At 51.0% G+C, this 15,212-nt stretch carries 12 protein-coding genes; 5 read left to right on the top strand and 7 right to left on the bottom strand.

All coding sequences use genetic code 11. The features are described from left to right. Nucleotides 1–137: 137 nt before the first annotated feature. From AC2CG4_RS14070 to gpmI, 4 genes are all read right to left on the bottom strand, one after another. Nucleotides 138–1,013 (bottom strand): divergent polysaccharide deacetylase family protein, encoded by an 876-nt coding sequence (locus tag AC2CG4_RS14070; protein ID WP_484486868.1) that lies wholly within the window; start codon nucleotides 1,011–1,013, stop codon nucleotides 138–140. Between the two features lie 6 nt (nucleotides 1,014–1,019). Beyond that, nucleotides 1,020–2,435, bottom strand: coding sequence for a S41 family peptidase (locus tag AC2CG4_RS14065; RefSeq protein ID WP_484486867.1), 1,416 nt, complete (start codon nucleotides 2,433–2,435; stop codon nucleotides 1,020–1,022). Nucleotides 2,436–2,576: 141 nt separating this feature from the next. After that, nucleotides 2,577–3,752 (bottom strand): murein hydrolase activator EnvC family protein, encoded by a 1,176-nt coding sequence (locus tag AC2CG4_RS14060; RefSeq protein ID WP_484486866.1) that lies wholly within the window; start codon nucleotides 3,750–3,752, stop codon nucleotides 2,577–2,579. A gap of 121 nt (nucleotides 3,753–3,873) precedes the next feature. Next, nucleotides 3,874–5,418, bottom strand: a complete 1,545-nt coding sequence (gpmI, locus tag AC2CG4_RS14055) for a 2,3-bisphosphoglycerate-independent phosphoglycerate mutase (protein WP_484486865.1) — start codon at nucleotides 5,416–5,418, stop codon at nucleotides 3,874–3,876. A 390-nt stretch (nucleotides 5,419–5,808) separates the two neighbouring features. On the opposite strand from gpmI, the gene AC2CG4_RS14050 reads away from it, so the two are divergent. From AC2CG4_RS14050 to AC2CG4_RS14030, 5 genes are all read left to right on the top strand, one after another. After that, nucleotides 5,809–6,222 (top strand): rhodanese-like domain-containing protein, encoded by a 414-nt coding sequence (locus AC2CG4_RS14050; protein WP_484486864.1) that lies wholly within the window; start codon nucleotides 5,809–5,811, stop codon nucleotides 6,220–6,222. Between the two features lie 37 nt (nucleotides 6,223–6,259). After that, a complete protein-coding gene (gene grxC, locus AC2CG4_RS14045) occupies nucleotides 6,260–6,517 on the top strand; it encodes a glutaredoxin 3 (protein ID WP_484486863.1) in 258 nt (85 codons plus the stop codon). A 43-nt stretch (nucleotides 6,518–6,560) separates the two neighbouring features. Next, complete coding sequence (secB, locus tag AC2CG4_RS14040; protein ID WP_484486862.1) at nucleotides 6,561–7,073, top strand: protein-export chaperone SecB; 513 nt, start codon at nucleotides 6,561–6,563, stop codon at nucleotides 7,071–7,073. Between the two features lie 164 nt (nucleotides 7,074–7,237). Then, nucleotides 7,238–8,734, top strand: coding sequence for a Ppx/GppA phosphatase family protein (locus AC2CG4_RS14035; RefSeq protein WP_484486861.1), 1,497 nt, complete (start codon nucleotides 7,238–7,240; stop codon nucleotides 8,732–8,734). A gap of 47 nt (nucleotides 8,735–8,781) precedes the next feature. Next, complete coding sequence (locus AC2CG4_RS14030; protein WP_484486860.1) at nucleotides 8,782–9,774, top strand: hypothetical protein; 993 nt, start codon at nucleotides 8,782–8,784, stop codon at nucleotides 9,772–9,774. A 62-nt stretch (nucleotides 9,775–9,836) separates the two neighbouring features. Here AC2CG4_RS14030 and AC2CG4_RS14025 read toward each other — a convergent pair whose 3' ends face one another. From AC2CG4_RS14025 to ppk1, 3 genes are all read right to left on the bottom strand, one after another. After that, nucleotides 9,837–12,164, bottom strand: a complete 2,328-nt coding sequence (locus AC2CG4_RS14025; protein WP_484486859.1) for a rhamnogalacturonan lyase family protein — start codon at nucleotides 12,162–12,164, stop codon at nucleotides 9,837–9,839. Between the two features lie 322 nt (nucleotides 12,165–12,486). Further along, entirely contained in the window at nucleotides 12,487–12,978 is a 492-nt protein-coding gene (locus AC2CG4_RS14020; RefSeq protein WP_484486858.1) for a helix-turn-helix domain-containing protein, read from the bottom strand. A 109-nt stretch (nucleotides 12,979–13,087) separates the two neighbouring features. Beyond that, nucleotides 13,088–15,151 (bottom strand): polyphosphate kinase 1, encoded by a 2,064-nt coding sequence (gene ppk1 / locus AC2CG4_RS14015; protein ID WP_484486857.1) that lies wholly within the window; start codon nucleotides 15,149–15,151, stop codon nucleotides 13,088–13,090. Nucleotides 15,152–15,212 lie beyond the last annotated feature (61 nt).

The following is a 15,212-nucleotide window of genomic DNA, read 5'->3' as shown; positions in this document are numbered from 1 at the left end:
CTGTTCCTGAAATCGAATCCTTCAGTGGTTGATCAAATATCACCCATGGTGATTATAGACACCATTGAGAGCCACCGGCTAGATTTAGTTGGTCTTTTACAACTGTTTTTTTATAACCAATAGTAAGTATTATAAATTTAATGCGCCATTTTTAGGGGTTTGATGACTAAATCCAGCGAGAATGGGTCAATCGGTAGCCAAATTTGTGGCCAGAGACCCATGGGTGGGGCGATACAGCGAGTCTGTTTTGTATTGTTCAGCGGGCGCGCGCCATGTGTCATCAGTTGCGATACTTTGACCAGCTGAACTTGGTATTGATCCAGCAGCGGTTGTAATTGCTCCAGCTCATGCAGTGTTTCGGGATAAGGGTGGCCAATGGCGATTGCCGAGCCATGTTGCTGTGCCAGCTTTAGGGCGCGAATCAATTGGTATTTGATGTTGCTGGTGGTGCGTTCATCATCCAAAAATACATCGCGCTTGCGACTGGGCAGATGAATCTTTTCCGCCATAGCTAGCGCTTGAGTTTGGGCGCTGGTGCGGCTATCGACAAAATACAATTGCCGCTGCTGCAGTTCCTCCATCAACCAGCTCATGGGTTCAGCTTGTTCGGTCAGCTGGCTGCCCATGTGATTGTTGAGACCTTTAATATGGGGAATATTGGCCAGATTGTGGCGCAATACAGTAAGAAATTCGCCGTGCTGCATGCCGCTCTTTAATCCACCGCGCCCCAATGGATAGTTGTGACGATTGCTCATGGGAGCATGGAGCATGATCTCTTTGCCGCTGCGATGGGCGCGCTCAGCCAGTTCGATTCCGTGGGGGGTAAAGGGTAAAACGGCGAGGGTGAAATCGCCGCTTAAATCTGCCGTGCGTTTGCCTAAGGTGAGATTGTAGCCAATATCATCGATGATGATTGCCAAACGATTTGAGGCGACCACTGGCAAGCTGAGGAACGTCGCAATCCAGAACAAGGTCAGGCCTAAAGCAAGGCGATGGGCGCTCGGTTTTAACACGCGAATTTATTCGCTGTCGCCCGTGGTGGACTGCGCTGGCTCGAGGGCTATGTCGGCTGCTATGGGTGCAACATTTGTTTTAGCCGCAAGCGGTGAACTCTGGATAAAAATATGCAGCCCTTTTAACAAGTTCAACGCTTCATGTAGCTGATTATCTTCTTTAAGTAACTCGGCGCTGCTGATGCGTTTTTTAGCGCGATCTTTACTGGTGCTTTCTGTGCCGCCCTTGCTATTGCCCAAATGGCGGGCGAGGTCTGCTTCGGTGGTGTTGATACCCGGTTGAATGGCGGTGACTTGCACCCGCTCTACATCAACGTCCGGTTCAATACCCTGTGCCTGAATCGAGCGGCCATTAGGGGTGTAATAGAGTGCAGTAGTGAGTTTGATCGCGCGGTCATTGCTGATTGGGATGACCGACTGCACTGAGCCTTTGCCAAAACTGCGCGTACCCATGATGACGGCGCGCTTGTGGTCTTGCAGCGCACCGGCAACTATCTCGGACGCCGACGCAGAGCCATCGTTAATCAATACCACCAGCGGTAAATTATGGGTGAGATCGCCGACTTCAGCGTTATAACTGATATTGCTGTTGTCGAGGCGACCTTGGGTGTAAACCACTTGGCCACCGTCGAGAAAGGCATCGACTACTTCCACCGACGACTGCAACACACCGCCGGGATTGTTGCGTAAATCCAGAATAACGCCTTTGGTTGCAGGGTTCTTTTTTAATTGAGCGCGCAGCTTTTTGGCCACATCTTTGCCGGTATCGAGTTGAAACTGGGCGAGGCGGATATAAAAATAATCCTGCTCCAGTACCCGCGTGCGCACACTTTGCACCTTGATGATATCGCGCACCAAGTCAAAATCGATGGGTTGATCGGCGCCGTCGCGCATCACTGTAATTTTGATTGAGCTATTTTTTGGGCCGCGCATTAAATTGATGGCTTTGGTTAAGTCCATGCCTTTGACCGGTTGGTCGTCGATACGGATAACAATATCGCCCGACACTATGCCTGCGCGCGCCGAGGGGCTGTCATCAATTGGGGTAACCACTTTGACAAAACCTTCGTCGATACTGACCTCCAACCCGATGCCGCCAAATTCGCCGGAAGTGCTGGCTTGCAGGTCGGCAAAGGCTTCTTTATCGAGATAGGCTGAATGGGGGTCAAGCTCGGCGATCATGCCTTTTATGGCAAATTCGAGCAGTTGCGCATCGTCGATTTCATCGACATAACCGTTGCGCACATGGTCGTAAACGCGGGTGAAAGTGCGCAGTTCTTCAAGCGGTAACAAACCGGCGTCAGTATTGGTTTTGTTGTCGGCTTGGGCGGGCGCAATCAATACGCTGAAAAGCGCGTAGGGAGCAACCAACCTGATAAAAACAGGTGCTTTAAACGGGAAAGTAAAAGCAGCGCGAAACATAACGTCTCCGATAGCGCAACAACTGAAAAAATAAGCGCGACATAAAGGTCGCAATCTGAATGGCTTAGCGGGCGCACACTAAGCTAAACTATAAAAAAATGACAGCCGCCCCAAAAAATAATTCCGGCGCCAGTGTAGATATTAACCGCGTGCTAGCCAACCACCGGGATCTATGGGTTTACCATTGTGGCGAATTTCAAAATATAAACCAGTTCCCGCCTGACCACCCGAATTGCCGACATTGGCGATGGCTTCACCGGCGCGCACGGGTTCACCGGCTTTTTTTAATAAACTTTGGTTGTGGGCATAGAGGCTCAAATAGCCTTCGCCATGGTCAACAATCACCAGCAGACCGTGGCCGCCAAAATAATCGGCAAAGACAACCCGGCCATGATGCACCGCTATCACCGCATTGCCCATAGGTGCAGCAATATAAGCGCCATTCCAATTCATCTGCCCCGCAATCCGTGCGCTGCCAAAGCGATGAATCATGCTGCCTTGCGTTGGCCAGGGCAAGCGGCCTTTGCGCAGCGAGAATTTTTCGCCGCCTTTGGGCAGGGGCACATAGCTGGGGGAATTGATGGCGCCGGTGGTGGCGACACGTTTAGTTACTCGCTCTAACAGCGCCTGCAAGCGGCGGCGATCATTGTTGAGCTGGTTGAGTTCCTGACTTTTATTTTTTAGCTGGCTATTCACTTTTGCCAGCGCTTGCTGACGTTGCCCGTGAATGGTTTTGAGTTGCGCGCGCTGGGCATCCAACTCGGCTTGCATAGTGCCTAATTCAAGCGTTTTTTTTTCTATTTCCGGGGTGAGTGCATCGATGCGGGTGATGGTATCCAAATAAGCTTGCATCTTGCTGGTATGGGCTTCCATGAAGTAACTGTGGTATTTCATGATGCGTGATAACTGATCGGGCGATTCCTGATTTAGCAGTACCTTCACTTCACTCTGCTCGCCGAGTTTGTGCGCCGCGCGCATTTGTTCGGCAATCTGCGCCTGCTGATTTTTGCGCGCCTGCTCTAATTGGCTGCGCTCGTTTTTTAATTGCTCCAGCTCTTTGTTTTGTTCATTGAGCTGCTTGTTGATATCGCTCGCTTTCTTTTGCAGCTCGTTGATTTGTTTTTCCGACTTTTCCAGATCTTTTTGCAAATCTGTACGAGTACCCTGCACATTTTTTAATTCTTGTTGCAGCGCCTCGATTTCTTTTTGCAGTTTTGCCATCTCGGCTTTTTCGTCGGCGAGCGCAAAGGTGGCGATGCTACAGACCAAGCCCGCAAAAATAATTCCGGTAATCGATGCAAACAAACGATTCATCATTGTTATAGATCTGATAGGAAACGTAGGATGGATGGCGCGCTAGCGATACCCATCAACTTTGGTCGTGAATGCCAGGCGGGTATCGCTTGCGCTCCACCCACCCTACACAATTAGGCACAGATTAACCGAGGGTAATTAAATTCTTACCGGTCATTTCTGCTGGCTGAGGAATACCCATCAAATGCAACATGGTGGGGGCGACATCGGCCAATGAACCGCCGGGCGCAATAGTGCCCTTGCGTGAACTGCAGAAAATAAATGGCACCGGCAGCGTGGAATGCTGGGTGTGTGGCTGGCCAGTTTCCTCGTCGAACATTTCTTCCACATTGCCGTGGTCGGCGGTAATCAGCGCTTCGCCGCCGACTTTTTCTACCGCCGCCAGTACCCGGCCGAGGCAGATGTCGATGGCTTCTACCGCTTTGGTTGCCGCTTCCATAATGCCCGAGTGGCCGACCATATCGCAGTTGGCGTAGTTGCAAATAATCGCATCGTACTTGCCCGACTCAATCGCTTCGACCAGTTTGTCGGTCACAATTGGCGCGTTCATTTCAGGCTGTAAATCGTAAGTTGCGACTTGTGGTGATGGCACCAAAATGCGGTCTTCACCGGGATAAACCACTTCGTTACCACTGTTGAAGAAAAAGGTGACGTGCGCATATTTTTCCGTTTCAGCGATGCGCAATTGGGTTTTGCCCAGCTGCGATATGTAATCGCCAAAGGAATTGCTCAGGCTCACCGGTGGAAAGGCGATAGGCGCATTGATGCTCGATGCGTATTCCGTGGTTTGTACAAAGTGGGCGATTTCTGGGTGCAGCTCGCGGGCAAAACCGTCGAAGTCCGGGCTGATTAAGGCATTGGTGATTTCGCGCGCGCGATCCGGGCGGAAGTTCATAAAAATCACTGAGTCGCCATCGTTAATAGTGGCGACTTCTTCATCTTCACCGCAAATCACCGTGGCTTTGACAAATTCGTCGTTTTCGTCGCGCGCATAAGCGGCGGCCAAACCTTCAACGGCGGTGTGAGCATCAAATTCAGCATCGCCAGTGACCATCACATCGTAACAAGCTTGTACGCGATCCCAGCGGTTGTCGCGATCGAGTGCGTAATAGCGGCCGATAATCGAGGCAATTCGGCCAGCGCCCAATTCTTTGAACAGATCCTGCGCCTTTTGCAGGGATTTTTCCGCACTGCGCGGCGCGGTATCGCGGCCGTCTAAAAAGGCGTGCAGGTATACCTCTTTGGCACCGCGCTGTACCGCCATTTTCATCATGGCGTAGATGTGATCTTCATGGCTGTGGACGCCGCCCTCGGACAGCAAACCGAGAATATGCACGGCTTTGCCAGCGGCGATCGCGCTATCGATGGCTTTTACATAAACCGGATTGGTAAAGAAGTCGCCATCGCTGATGGCTTTATTGATGCGCGTAAAGTTCTGATACACCACGCGGCCAGCGCCGAGGGTCATGTGTCCCACTTCGCTATTGCCCATTTGCCCGTCGGGCAAACCCACTGCCATGCCGGAGGTTTCGATCAAACTTTTGGGGTTGTTGGCCCAGAGTTTATCGAATACGGGTTTGTGGGCAGCAGCAATTGCGTTGTACTTGGTTTTTTCAGAGTAACCATAGCCGTCGAGGATCAGCAGAACTACAGGTTTTTTCGCGCTCATAAATCGCTTCCAATGTCGGATGAACATGATTGGTTGATGCCGGCAGCCGCTCGTGGCAGCACAGGGATACAACCTCGTGGGTGATGGTTTGGGTGGAAACCCAAGAATGGCAAGCATTCTAGCGGGTTGGGCGCCTCAACTCTAATGTTTAAACAAAAAAGCAGCGATTGGGATCTGACTATAGGGTCGATTGCCCGCGCGCAATCCGGCGTCTAACCGTAAGAGGCAATCGTGTATACTTCGCCGCCTTATCGCCCGCGCCGTTAGCCCGCGCCGAAAAAGTTGCGGCGGCTTGCATTGAAATCTCTGTGCCTGCCCCCACTTTTGTCCTGGCGGCGCAGTTTCGGGCGGTCTGAGCCCCTTACCGCAAACCATTAAAAGGCAAGTATCGTGGATTTTATCGCATTTGTTTCGCAAGAGTGGCTGCTAGTCACCACCCTGATTGTGTTGATTTACATTTATGTTTGGCGCGACCGTATTAAAAGTGGCCGCCCGGTATCTCCCCACGAAGTGACCAAACTGGTGAACGATGGCAATGCAGTGGTTGTTGATCTGCGTGAGAGCGCGGAATTTAAGGCGGGTCATATCGTAGGGGCGCTAAATATTCCCTACGCCAAACTCAGCAAAGAATCGACTGAAGTGGCCAGCTACAAAGACAAAACCATCATCCTTGTGGATAAACTTGGCCAGCATGCGGGTGCCGTTGGTCGGCTGTTGGGCAAAGAAGGTTTTGATGTGCGCCGTTTAGGCGGTGGTATCGGCGAGTGGCAGGCACAAAATTTGCCACTGGTAAAAGGTAAGTAATCGTTTTAGAACCCATTGTTATTTTTTGGAGTTTGTTATGGCGCACGTGAAAATGTACACCACAGCTGTATGCCCTTTTTGTGTCAATGCGAAAAAATTGTTGGCGCAAAAAGGTGTGGCGGTGGAAGAAATTCGCGTGGATAGCCAACCGCAATTGCGTCAGGAAATGATGGCCAAAAGCGGTCAGCGCACAGTTCCACAAATCTGGATTGGCGAGCAGCATGTCGGCGGCTTCACTGATCTCTGGGCGCTGGATAAAGCCGGTAAGTTGGATGCGCTCTTGGCACAAGCCTAAGCGCCTTTTTAAATATTCCTAAACCAGTCAAGTCGAGTTCATTATGACAGAAGAAAATAACCAACAAGATGCTGGCCAAGCAGCTGCTGATGCGCCGGTATTTGCGATTCAACGTATTTACTTGAAGGATATCTCCTTCGAAACCCCAATGGGACCAGAGGCATTTACCAAAGCCTACAAGCCTAATATCCAGCAGGATTTAAACATTCAGGCCAACCAAATCGAAGAAGGTTTGTTTGAAGTGGTATTGTTGCTCACCATCACTGCTCGCATTGAAGATCGTGCGGTATTTTTGGTAGAAGTGAAACAAGCCGGTCTGTTTGCGATCTCTGGTATTGAAGGCCCGGCAGTGACCCAGCTGATCAATACTGCCTGCCCACAAATTCTGTTCCCCTACGCGCGCGAAGCCGTGGATGGCATTCTCGGTCGCGGCAGCTTCCCTCCACTGATGCTCGCTCCTATCAATTTTGATGCAGTATTTGTGCAAGCGATCACCGCGGCACAACAGCAAGCTCAAGAGCAGGCACAGGCAGAAAAGCCGGAAGTGGTGAACTAATCTAACCGCTGGGTTATATGAAAGTTACATAAAGGCGATCATTGCGATGATCGCCTTTTTTATTGCGCGCAATTTATCGCTATCCGCCTTGGCACGGAATTTGTCATTGTAATCTCCCCAAAGTCTCGCATAATCAAGCCTGCCGTTCGCTTTGGAATTTTCGCATGTTCAATCTCTCTAGCAATAACCGCAAGACCAGCCATATCGCCGCGATTGATCTCGGCTCCAACAGTTTCCACATGATTGTGGCCCGCTGGGACAATGGCCAACTCACCCTGCTCGACCGTTTGCGCGAACCTGTGCGTTTAGGTTTTGGGCTGCAGGAAGATCTCAGCTTGAGCGATGACGCGCGCGATCGCGCGCTTGCCTGTCTGGAACGCTTTGGCGAATGCCTGCGCGGCTATCCCTCGCGCAGCGTGCGAATTGTCGGCACCAAAACCCTGCGCACCGTAAAAGATTCGAGTGCGTTTCTGATTGAGGCGGAAAAACGCCTCGGGCATCCGGTGGAAATTATTTCCGGCGATGAAGAGGCGCGCCTGATTTATCTCGGCGTGGCCAACGATATAGCGCCCGATGGCGATAATCGTATCGTGATGGATATAGGCGGCGGCAGCACGGAAGTGATTATCGGCAATGGCATGCAACCGAAATTGAAAGAAAGTTTGAACATGGGCTGCATCGCCATCACCAAAAAGTTTTTTATGGATGGAAAGGTCACCGAAAAATTAATTACCAAAGCGTTGATTGCCTGCTTGCAAGAAATTGAGCCAGTAAAAGAAGAGTTTTTACAAGCTGGCTGGCAACAGGTATTGGGTGCCTCGGGCAGTATTAAAGCGGTCGCCAAAGTCTGTGAAGCCAACGGTTGGAGCGATGGCACTATCACCCTCGAATCGCTGGAAAAAATCATGGCGATTTATTTAGACCACGGCAAACTGGATGCGCAAATTGCCGGATTGTCAGATGATCGCCAACCGGTTTTTCTCGGCGGCGTGATTGTCTTGAGTGCACTCTTTGATGCGCTCGAATTGCGCCAAATGGTCGCCGCCGAATGGGCGCTGCGCGAAGGCCTGTTGTTTGATCAAAAAGGCCGCTTGGAAAATCACGATATTCGTCAGGCGAGTGTTGATGCGCTCGCCGCGCGTTTTCACGTGAATATGGATAAAGCCAAAGCGGTAGAAAAAACCGCGCTCAATTTATTGCAGCAAGTGGCAGAAAGCTGGCAGCTCACCGCTGACGACGCCAGTAAATTACTCGGTTGGGCGGCGCGTTTGTATCAAGTGGGTCTGGACATAGCGCACAACGATTATCACAAACACTCTGCCTACATAGTGCAAAACGTCGATCTCGCCGGATGCTCGCGCGCCGAACAAATCCAACTCGCCGCATTAGTGCTGGCACACCGCAAACGCTTTCCCAGCAAAAGCTTTCCGCTCGATAATACCGATTTAGTTCGCCTTGCTATGTTATTGCGCCTCGCCGTTATCTTTCATCGCGGCCGGGTTAAATCCGGAATGCCAGCAATTACATTATCGGCCGGAAAAAAACGTGTGGATTTACAGCTGCCCCATGACTGGCTGGAACAGCACCCGCTGACCTGCGCAGACTTGGAAACCGAACAGCGTTATTTGGGGGATATTGGCTATGAATTGACAGTTAATTGATGATTAAAAAGAATTTTTCCATATCGAATAATAGAGCAGGGATTTATATGAAGTCAGGGTTAATTTACACGTTTCGTTTTATTTTATTACTGTTGGCAGTGTGTTTATCAAGTACAGTATTTGCCGCTAATATTGAAAAATTGGCTAAGGGAAAATGGTTGCAGCTCACTAGTGATAATTTTCAAATTATTACTGATTTAAAAGAAAAGAAAGCGCGAATTTTGATTGATGATCTTGAAGCATACCGATATTTTTTGATTGAGTTAATGGGCATGCAATTACAGCCAAACCTTGATCCGCTACAGGTATTGGCATTGGGGTCTGGCTCAAGTTTTAAACATATGGGGTTGCCCAAAACTTGGGCTGGCGTTTTTGTGATTCACCCCGACAGATACTATGCTATCGCCAATGTGGATAATTACTCTGATGATTTGAAAAAGCCGAGTTTTGGCCGTCAGGTTTTATTACATGAATATACGCATTTTGTGCAAAAGTATTCACTCAATCGGGTTCCTCATCCATTATGGGTTCAGGAAGGTAAGGCTGAGTATCTAGGCACGTTTAAATTTGACGGTGACAAAATTTATTTGGGTAATCCCAAAGCCATTATGTTTCGCACCGCAGGACTTTATTCCAATGCAGGGAGATTGCAGATAGATGCTGAAAGCATCATGAAAACCAAAAGTTTGCCCATTCATTCGACCAAAATAAGCGATAGAGTTGTCATTGATCAGTTTTATGCTCGCGCATTTTTTATTATGCATTACATAAACTCTTCACCTGAATTACGGCAGGGTCTAGATGTTTATTTAACTGCAGTAAAAGACGGTAAAAATGAAGATGAGGCGTTAATGCAGGCGTTTGATCAAAATTTTTCTGAGTTTGAAAAAAACGTAACTGATTATGTTCTTAATGGTTTGTGGATGAGAGTTTTATCTCCTAAAGCAGGCAATATTATTTTTCCGGTACCAGAGGTTAAGGTCACCAAGTTGGATGCGGAAACATTCAAGACCAAAGTCGGCTATTTTATTTCTGAATAGAACAGGCGCAATAAAAAAGCCGATGGCAAAACGCCATCGGCTTTTTGTTTTTTGCACACGAATTAATTACACGCCGAACCGCTCACTACAGGAATTTCTGCTGTGCCTGAGTGAGTGCCCTGGAAGCCGAACTCAACCGATTGCCCGGGTTGAATGGTGCTGTTCCAACTCAGGCCAGATGCAGAGTAAGGATTGTTGCCGCTGACCGTTGCATTCCAAGTGCCGCTCAGGCGGGTATTGCCTGCGTAAGTCCAACTCACATTCCAGCCGTTGATTGCGCTGCTGCCTTTGTTGGTGATGCGGATCGTGCCGGTAAACCCCGAACCCCAGTTATTGCTAATCACATAGCTGCAGTTGCCCGCTGCGGTTGCTGTACTGGATGCGACACTGGATGTTGCGCGGCTACTGGCAGGCAATGAGCTGGCCGGAGTCGAGCTGGGCGCAACTGAACTGGCCGGGGTTGAGCTCACAGCGGTGCTGCTGCGCGATGAGCTGCTAACCGGTGCGCTGGCATTGGGGTTGGTGCCGACAAAATTCAGGTCGGGTGCTGGTGGTGTTGCCATGCCATCACCGAGGAAAAAGCTGGTGTGCGGCGGTTGGTTGTAGCCCACGTTTTGCCAGGCGATGGCGGTGCGGTATTGGGTGTCGTGCATCAGCGTGCGCAGCTTGTGGCTGGTGACATGGGGGGTGGCAAAAATCAGTAGCTGGCTGTTGTTTTCGTGGCGCCAGATCACCTCTTCGCGCCAGTCACCGAGGATATCAGCGGACAGACCGGGGGTCGCTTTGGTGCCGTTGTTGGAGGCGGCGCCGTAGTTATAAGCGGTGAGCAGACGCGAGCTGTTATTGCTGGTGTAATTCCACTTATCGATCATGGTGTTGTTGAGCTGTTCACGCAGCAGATCGCCATCCCACCAGGCGGCAAAATTAACTGAAGCGGGTTTGTTGCTGGTGATTTGGCTGCCACTGGCCGAATTGGTGCCACCTACACTCGCCCAGCTTTCAGCGCCGGGGGTGCGCGGGTCTATATCCATTATCACGCCCCGGCCTATATCGCCGCCGCCTTGGAAGCTCCAGATAATCTGACCGGTTTTCGCGTCGTGCATTTCCACCCCGTGGTTGCCGTAACTGGAGGGCGACTCATGCACCATAAACACTTCCAGACCGGGGCGATTGGGCAGGAAGTCGGAGAGATGCAGCGCATCGCCGTGACCCAAGCCAGTGGAGTACAACAGAGTGCCGTTGTCGTTGATAGTAGCGGCGCCAAATACGATTTCATCTCTACCGTCCTGATCCACATCGCCCACCGTAAGCGAGTGAGCGCCCTGACCGGCAGCGGCGCCATTGCCGCTGGAGCTACTATCAAAGGTCCAGCGGCGGCTGAGCTGGCCGTTGCGCCAATCCCAGGCGACCAGCACGGCGCGGGTGTAGTAGCCGCGGGAAAATATCAAACTGGGGCGGCTGCCATCCAAATAGGCGACACCAGCGAGAAAGCGATCGACACGGTTGCCGTAGTTATCGCCCCAACTACTGACGGTGCCGCGTGCGGGCAGATAGTCGGTCGTCGCCATTGCCACGCCTGTTTGGCCGTTAAAAACAGTGAGATATTCCGGGCCTGAGAGGATATAACCGGCAGAGGTGCGGTAGTCGGTATTGGCATTGCTGCCGCCGAGCACAGTGCCTGCGGCATCGCGGGTGCCCGGGGCGGTTTTCATCGCCACTTCGGCTTTGCCGTCGCCATCCAGGTCATACACCATAAATTGCGTATAGTGGGCGCCAGCGCGGACGTTTTTGCCCAGGTCGATGCGCCAGAGCTGGGTGCCATCCATCTCATAAGCATCGATAAACACATTGCCGGTATAGCCCGATTGGGAATTGTCCTTGGCATTGGATGGGTCCCATTTGACGACAATTTCATACTGACCATCGCCATCCAGATCACCCACACTCAGGTCATTGGGCGAATAGCTATAAGCCTCACCACTCGGTGTACTACCGCCATTAGGGCGATTGAGGTTAATGGTCAGATAAGGGTTCGCCCAAGTCGCTTTGGCGGCGTTCGCTGCCAGCTCGACGCCATTCACTACCGCCCGGACGGTGTAAGCCGCGCTGGTAGTGCCGCTGCTATCCAGATAGTTGGTGCTATTGGTAATGGGCGATGCAGTGATTTTGCTGCCGTTGCGATAGACGTTAAAGCTCACGTTGGATGGATCATCACCCAGCATGCGCCAGCTGATCAGCACACCGCTGCCAGAAGGCAGCGCAACCACACCTCGGTCGAGGTATTCGGCTTGGCGTGCGGCAAAGCTACTGAAACTGGCGAGGCTGAGGCCGACACAAAAACACGCTAACAGGGTTTTGCGCAGCCGTGGCTGCAAAGAGAATCTGCTCATAGTGGTTATCTCGTTATTCGATGAGTAAGGCAGGCCCGATCGCAAGACATAGCAAACCTGTCATGCGCGCCGGAGCTGCGTTTATTTGGGTGTTACCGAATGCCGTTAGGTTCAGCTACAACTGATTATTGGAATTATTGTGATTGTTAGCCTGCTGGAGAAAACCGGTACGTTGCCGGAAGCGGGTGTGAGCGATAATATAATAAGTATGATTAATGAAAAACCAGTGGCGTAATTTTAAACGCCAGATTGGCGAAGTTTTTCTCAATTTTGCGACGTAATGGGAGATTTGCTGTTGGGCATTGCTGCCCAACCCAAGGGTTCAGGATGAGTGTGCTGTCCATGCGTTAAATTTATCGCGCAGGCGCAATGAGATAGCGGCAAGGTAGGCCACGAACAAAGCCGAGAAAGCGCTCAAATACAGCGCATCGACGGTGGTTAAACCCAAAAACGGAAACTCTAGGCGTGCGACAATAAAGGATGCGGCATAGGCAAAAAGCGCATAGGCAACCAGGAATGCCTCATGCCTTATCAGCTCGGGGCGCCCCAAGCGGCTTAAGGACGGCAGCCCCAGAATAAGCCTTACCCATAATGGTCTCTCGATATACTCATTTGTTGTGCTGTTCATTGCATATAGCTCCCGTTCCAGTAAGTCGACATTGATAGCAAATGTCGCCGCCAGAGCCCGAAGCGATGCATAACTCACACGATGACCCGCTTCAACACGCTGAATGGTGCGAAGACTTAAATGAGCCGCTTCAGCAAGTTGTTCCTGCGAAATACCCCTATCTTCTCTAAGTTTGCGAATTAGCATGTCTATCTCCGGTTGCGACACCCCCAATCTAGACCACTTAAAGCACTGTCGGTGACGACAGCTGCCGCCAAATTACCCGCCAATTACAGTTTGTAAGCTCACCTTGGGGTTAATTACCAATATGCGCTGACCAGCGTTCCAGCAGAATGGCTTGGGCGTCTATTGCATCTTCATCCTTTTGGGGATGAGTGGGGATGTAGCTGCCGTCTTCCTGCAGCAGCCAGGCGTGGGTGTTATCGCGTAAATAGAGTTCCAAGTCTTCGATAATGCGGTCGCGAATTTTTTTGTGTTTGATTGGGAAGCAGGTTTCTACGCGGTGAAACATATTGCGCAGCATCCAGTCCGCACTCGAACAAAATAATTCGGCGTTGCCACTATTTTCAAAATAAAACACGCGGTGATGTTCCAGAAAGCGGCCGATGATCGAGCGCACGCGAATGTTGTCCGACAGCCCGGCTACTCCGGGGCGCAGTTGGCAGACGCCGCGCACAATCAAATCGATTTGTACTCCCGCCTGCGAGGCGGCATAGAGTTCGTTTACCAATTCTTCATCGTAAAGCGAATTCATTTTGGCAATGATGCGCGCGGGCTTGCCCTGTTCGGCATTTTCTTTTTCGATGCGGATGCGCTTCACCATACCTTTGTGCAGGGTGAAGGGGGCGTACAAAAGCGCATCCATTTTGGAGGCTTTGCCCATGCTCGATAATTGCAAAAAGATGCGGTACACATCCTCGCCGATTTCTTTGTCGCAGGTGAGCAGGCCATAGTCGGTGTAAAGCTTGCTGGTGCGCATATGGTAGTTGCCGGTGCCCATGTGCACGTAGTAACGCAGCTTGTCGGTTTCGCGGCGAGCTACCAAAATCATTTTGGCGTGGGTTTTAAAACCTACAACACCGTAAATCACGTGAATGCCGTAGCGCTGTAAACGCTCGGCCAGCGCTACGTTTTGCTCTTCATCAAAACGCGCGCGCAGTTCGACAATCGCGGTGACTTCTTTACCTGCCTTGGCGGCGGCGACCAGCGCATCTACCACCGGTGAGTTGGTGCCGGTGCGGTACAGGGTTTGTTTAATCGCCAAGACATGGGGATCGGCGGCGGCTTCGCGCAAAAAATCCACTACACCTTGAAAGGCATCAAAGGGGTGATGCAGCAAAATATCCTGCTTTTGCAACACCTCAAAATAGGAGTTGGTGCGCTTGGGCAGTTTTGGCATCGCCTGTACAAACGGTTTGAAATAATACTGCGGGTCTTTGATTAGATCGAACAAGTCACCGTAGCGATTTAAATTGACCGGGCCGTTGATGCGGTATAAATCGCGCGCTTTAATTTCACAGCGCTGTAATAGAAATTGTTCCAGTTCCGCGGGGCACGAATCGGTCAGCTCCAAACGCACTTCGTCGCCGTATTGGCGATAGGCCAGCTCACCCTGTACCGCGCGCAGTAAATCTTCGGTCTCTTCTTCATCGAGAAAAATGTCCGAGTTGCGGGTGAGGCGGAATTGGTAGCTTTCCATCACCGTCATACCGACAAAAATTTCGCCCATAAAAAAGTGAATGATGGAGGAGATAAATACAAAACTGCGCCCGTCATCGCTCAGCTCTGGAGGCAGTTCAACAATATGCGGCAGCGAGCGCGGCACCTGCACTATCGCGCGGCCGGAATTGCGTCCGAAGGCATCTTTGCCATCCAGCCGGACGATAAAATTCAAACTTTTATTGAGAATGCGCGGAAACGGGTGCGCCGGGTCTAAACCAATCGGGCTGAGTACGGGCAATACATCGGACAAAAACACCTGTTTGAGATGTTGGATCTGCGCCTCTGTCCACTCTTCACGGCGCAGGATATGAATGCCGTGCTCGTGCATTTCCGGCACTATTTCGTTATTGAGAATGGCATATTGCTCTGCCACCAAGGCGTGGGCGCGCACTGAAATTTCGTTCAGGGTTTGGGTTTGGGTCAAGCCGTCCGGCCCTTGGGTGGGCGGTGCGTTGCGCTCCAGAATTTCAACCAGACCGCCGACGCGCACTTCAAAAAACTCATCGAGGTTGGTGGAAAAAATGCCTAAAAAACGCAGCCGTTCCAGCAGTGGCAAGCTGCGATTATAGGCCTGATGAAGGACACGTTTATTAAATTCGAGCAGACTTAGCTCGCGATTGAAATAGGCGCTAGACACCTTGTACCTCGTTAAACTGATTCGTGTGGAGCAATATCGCGCCAGATTATGGCAATTGTGT

This window comes from Cellvibrio sp. ATLC23, from assembly GCF_057196725.1.
Note: the sequence above shows the minus strand (reverse complement) of the source record. Positions and strands in the feature narration are given on the sequence as shown.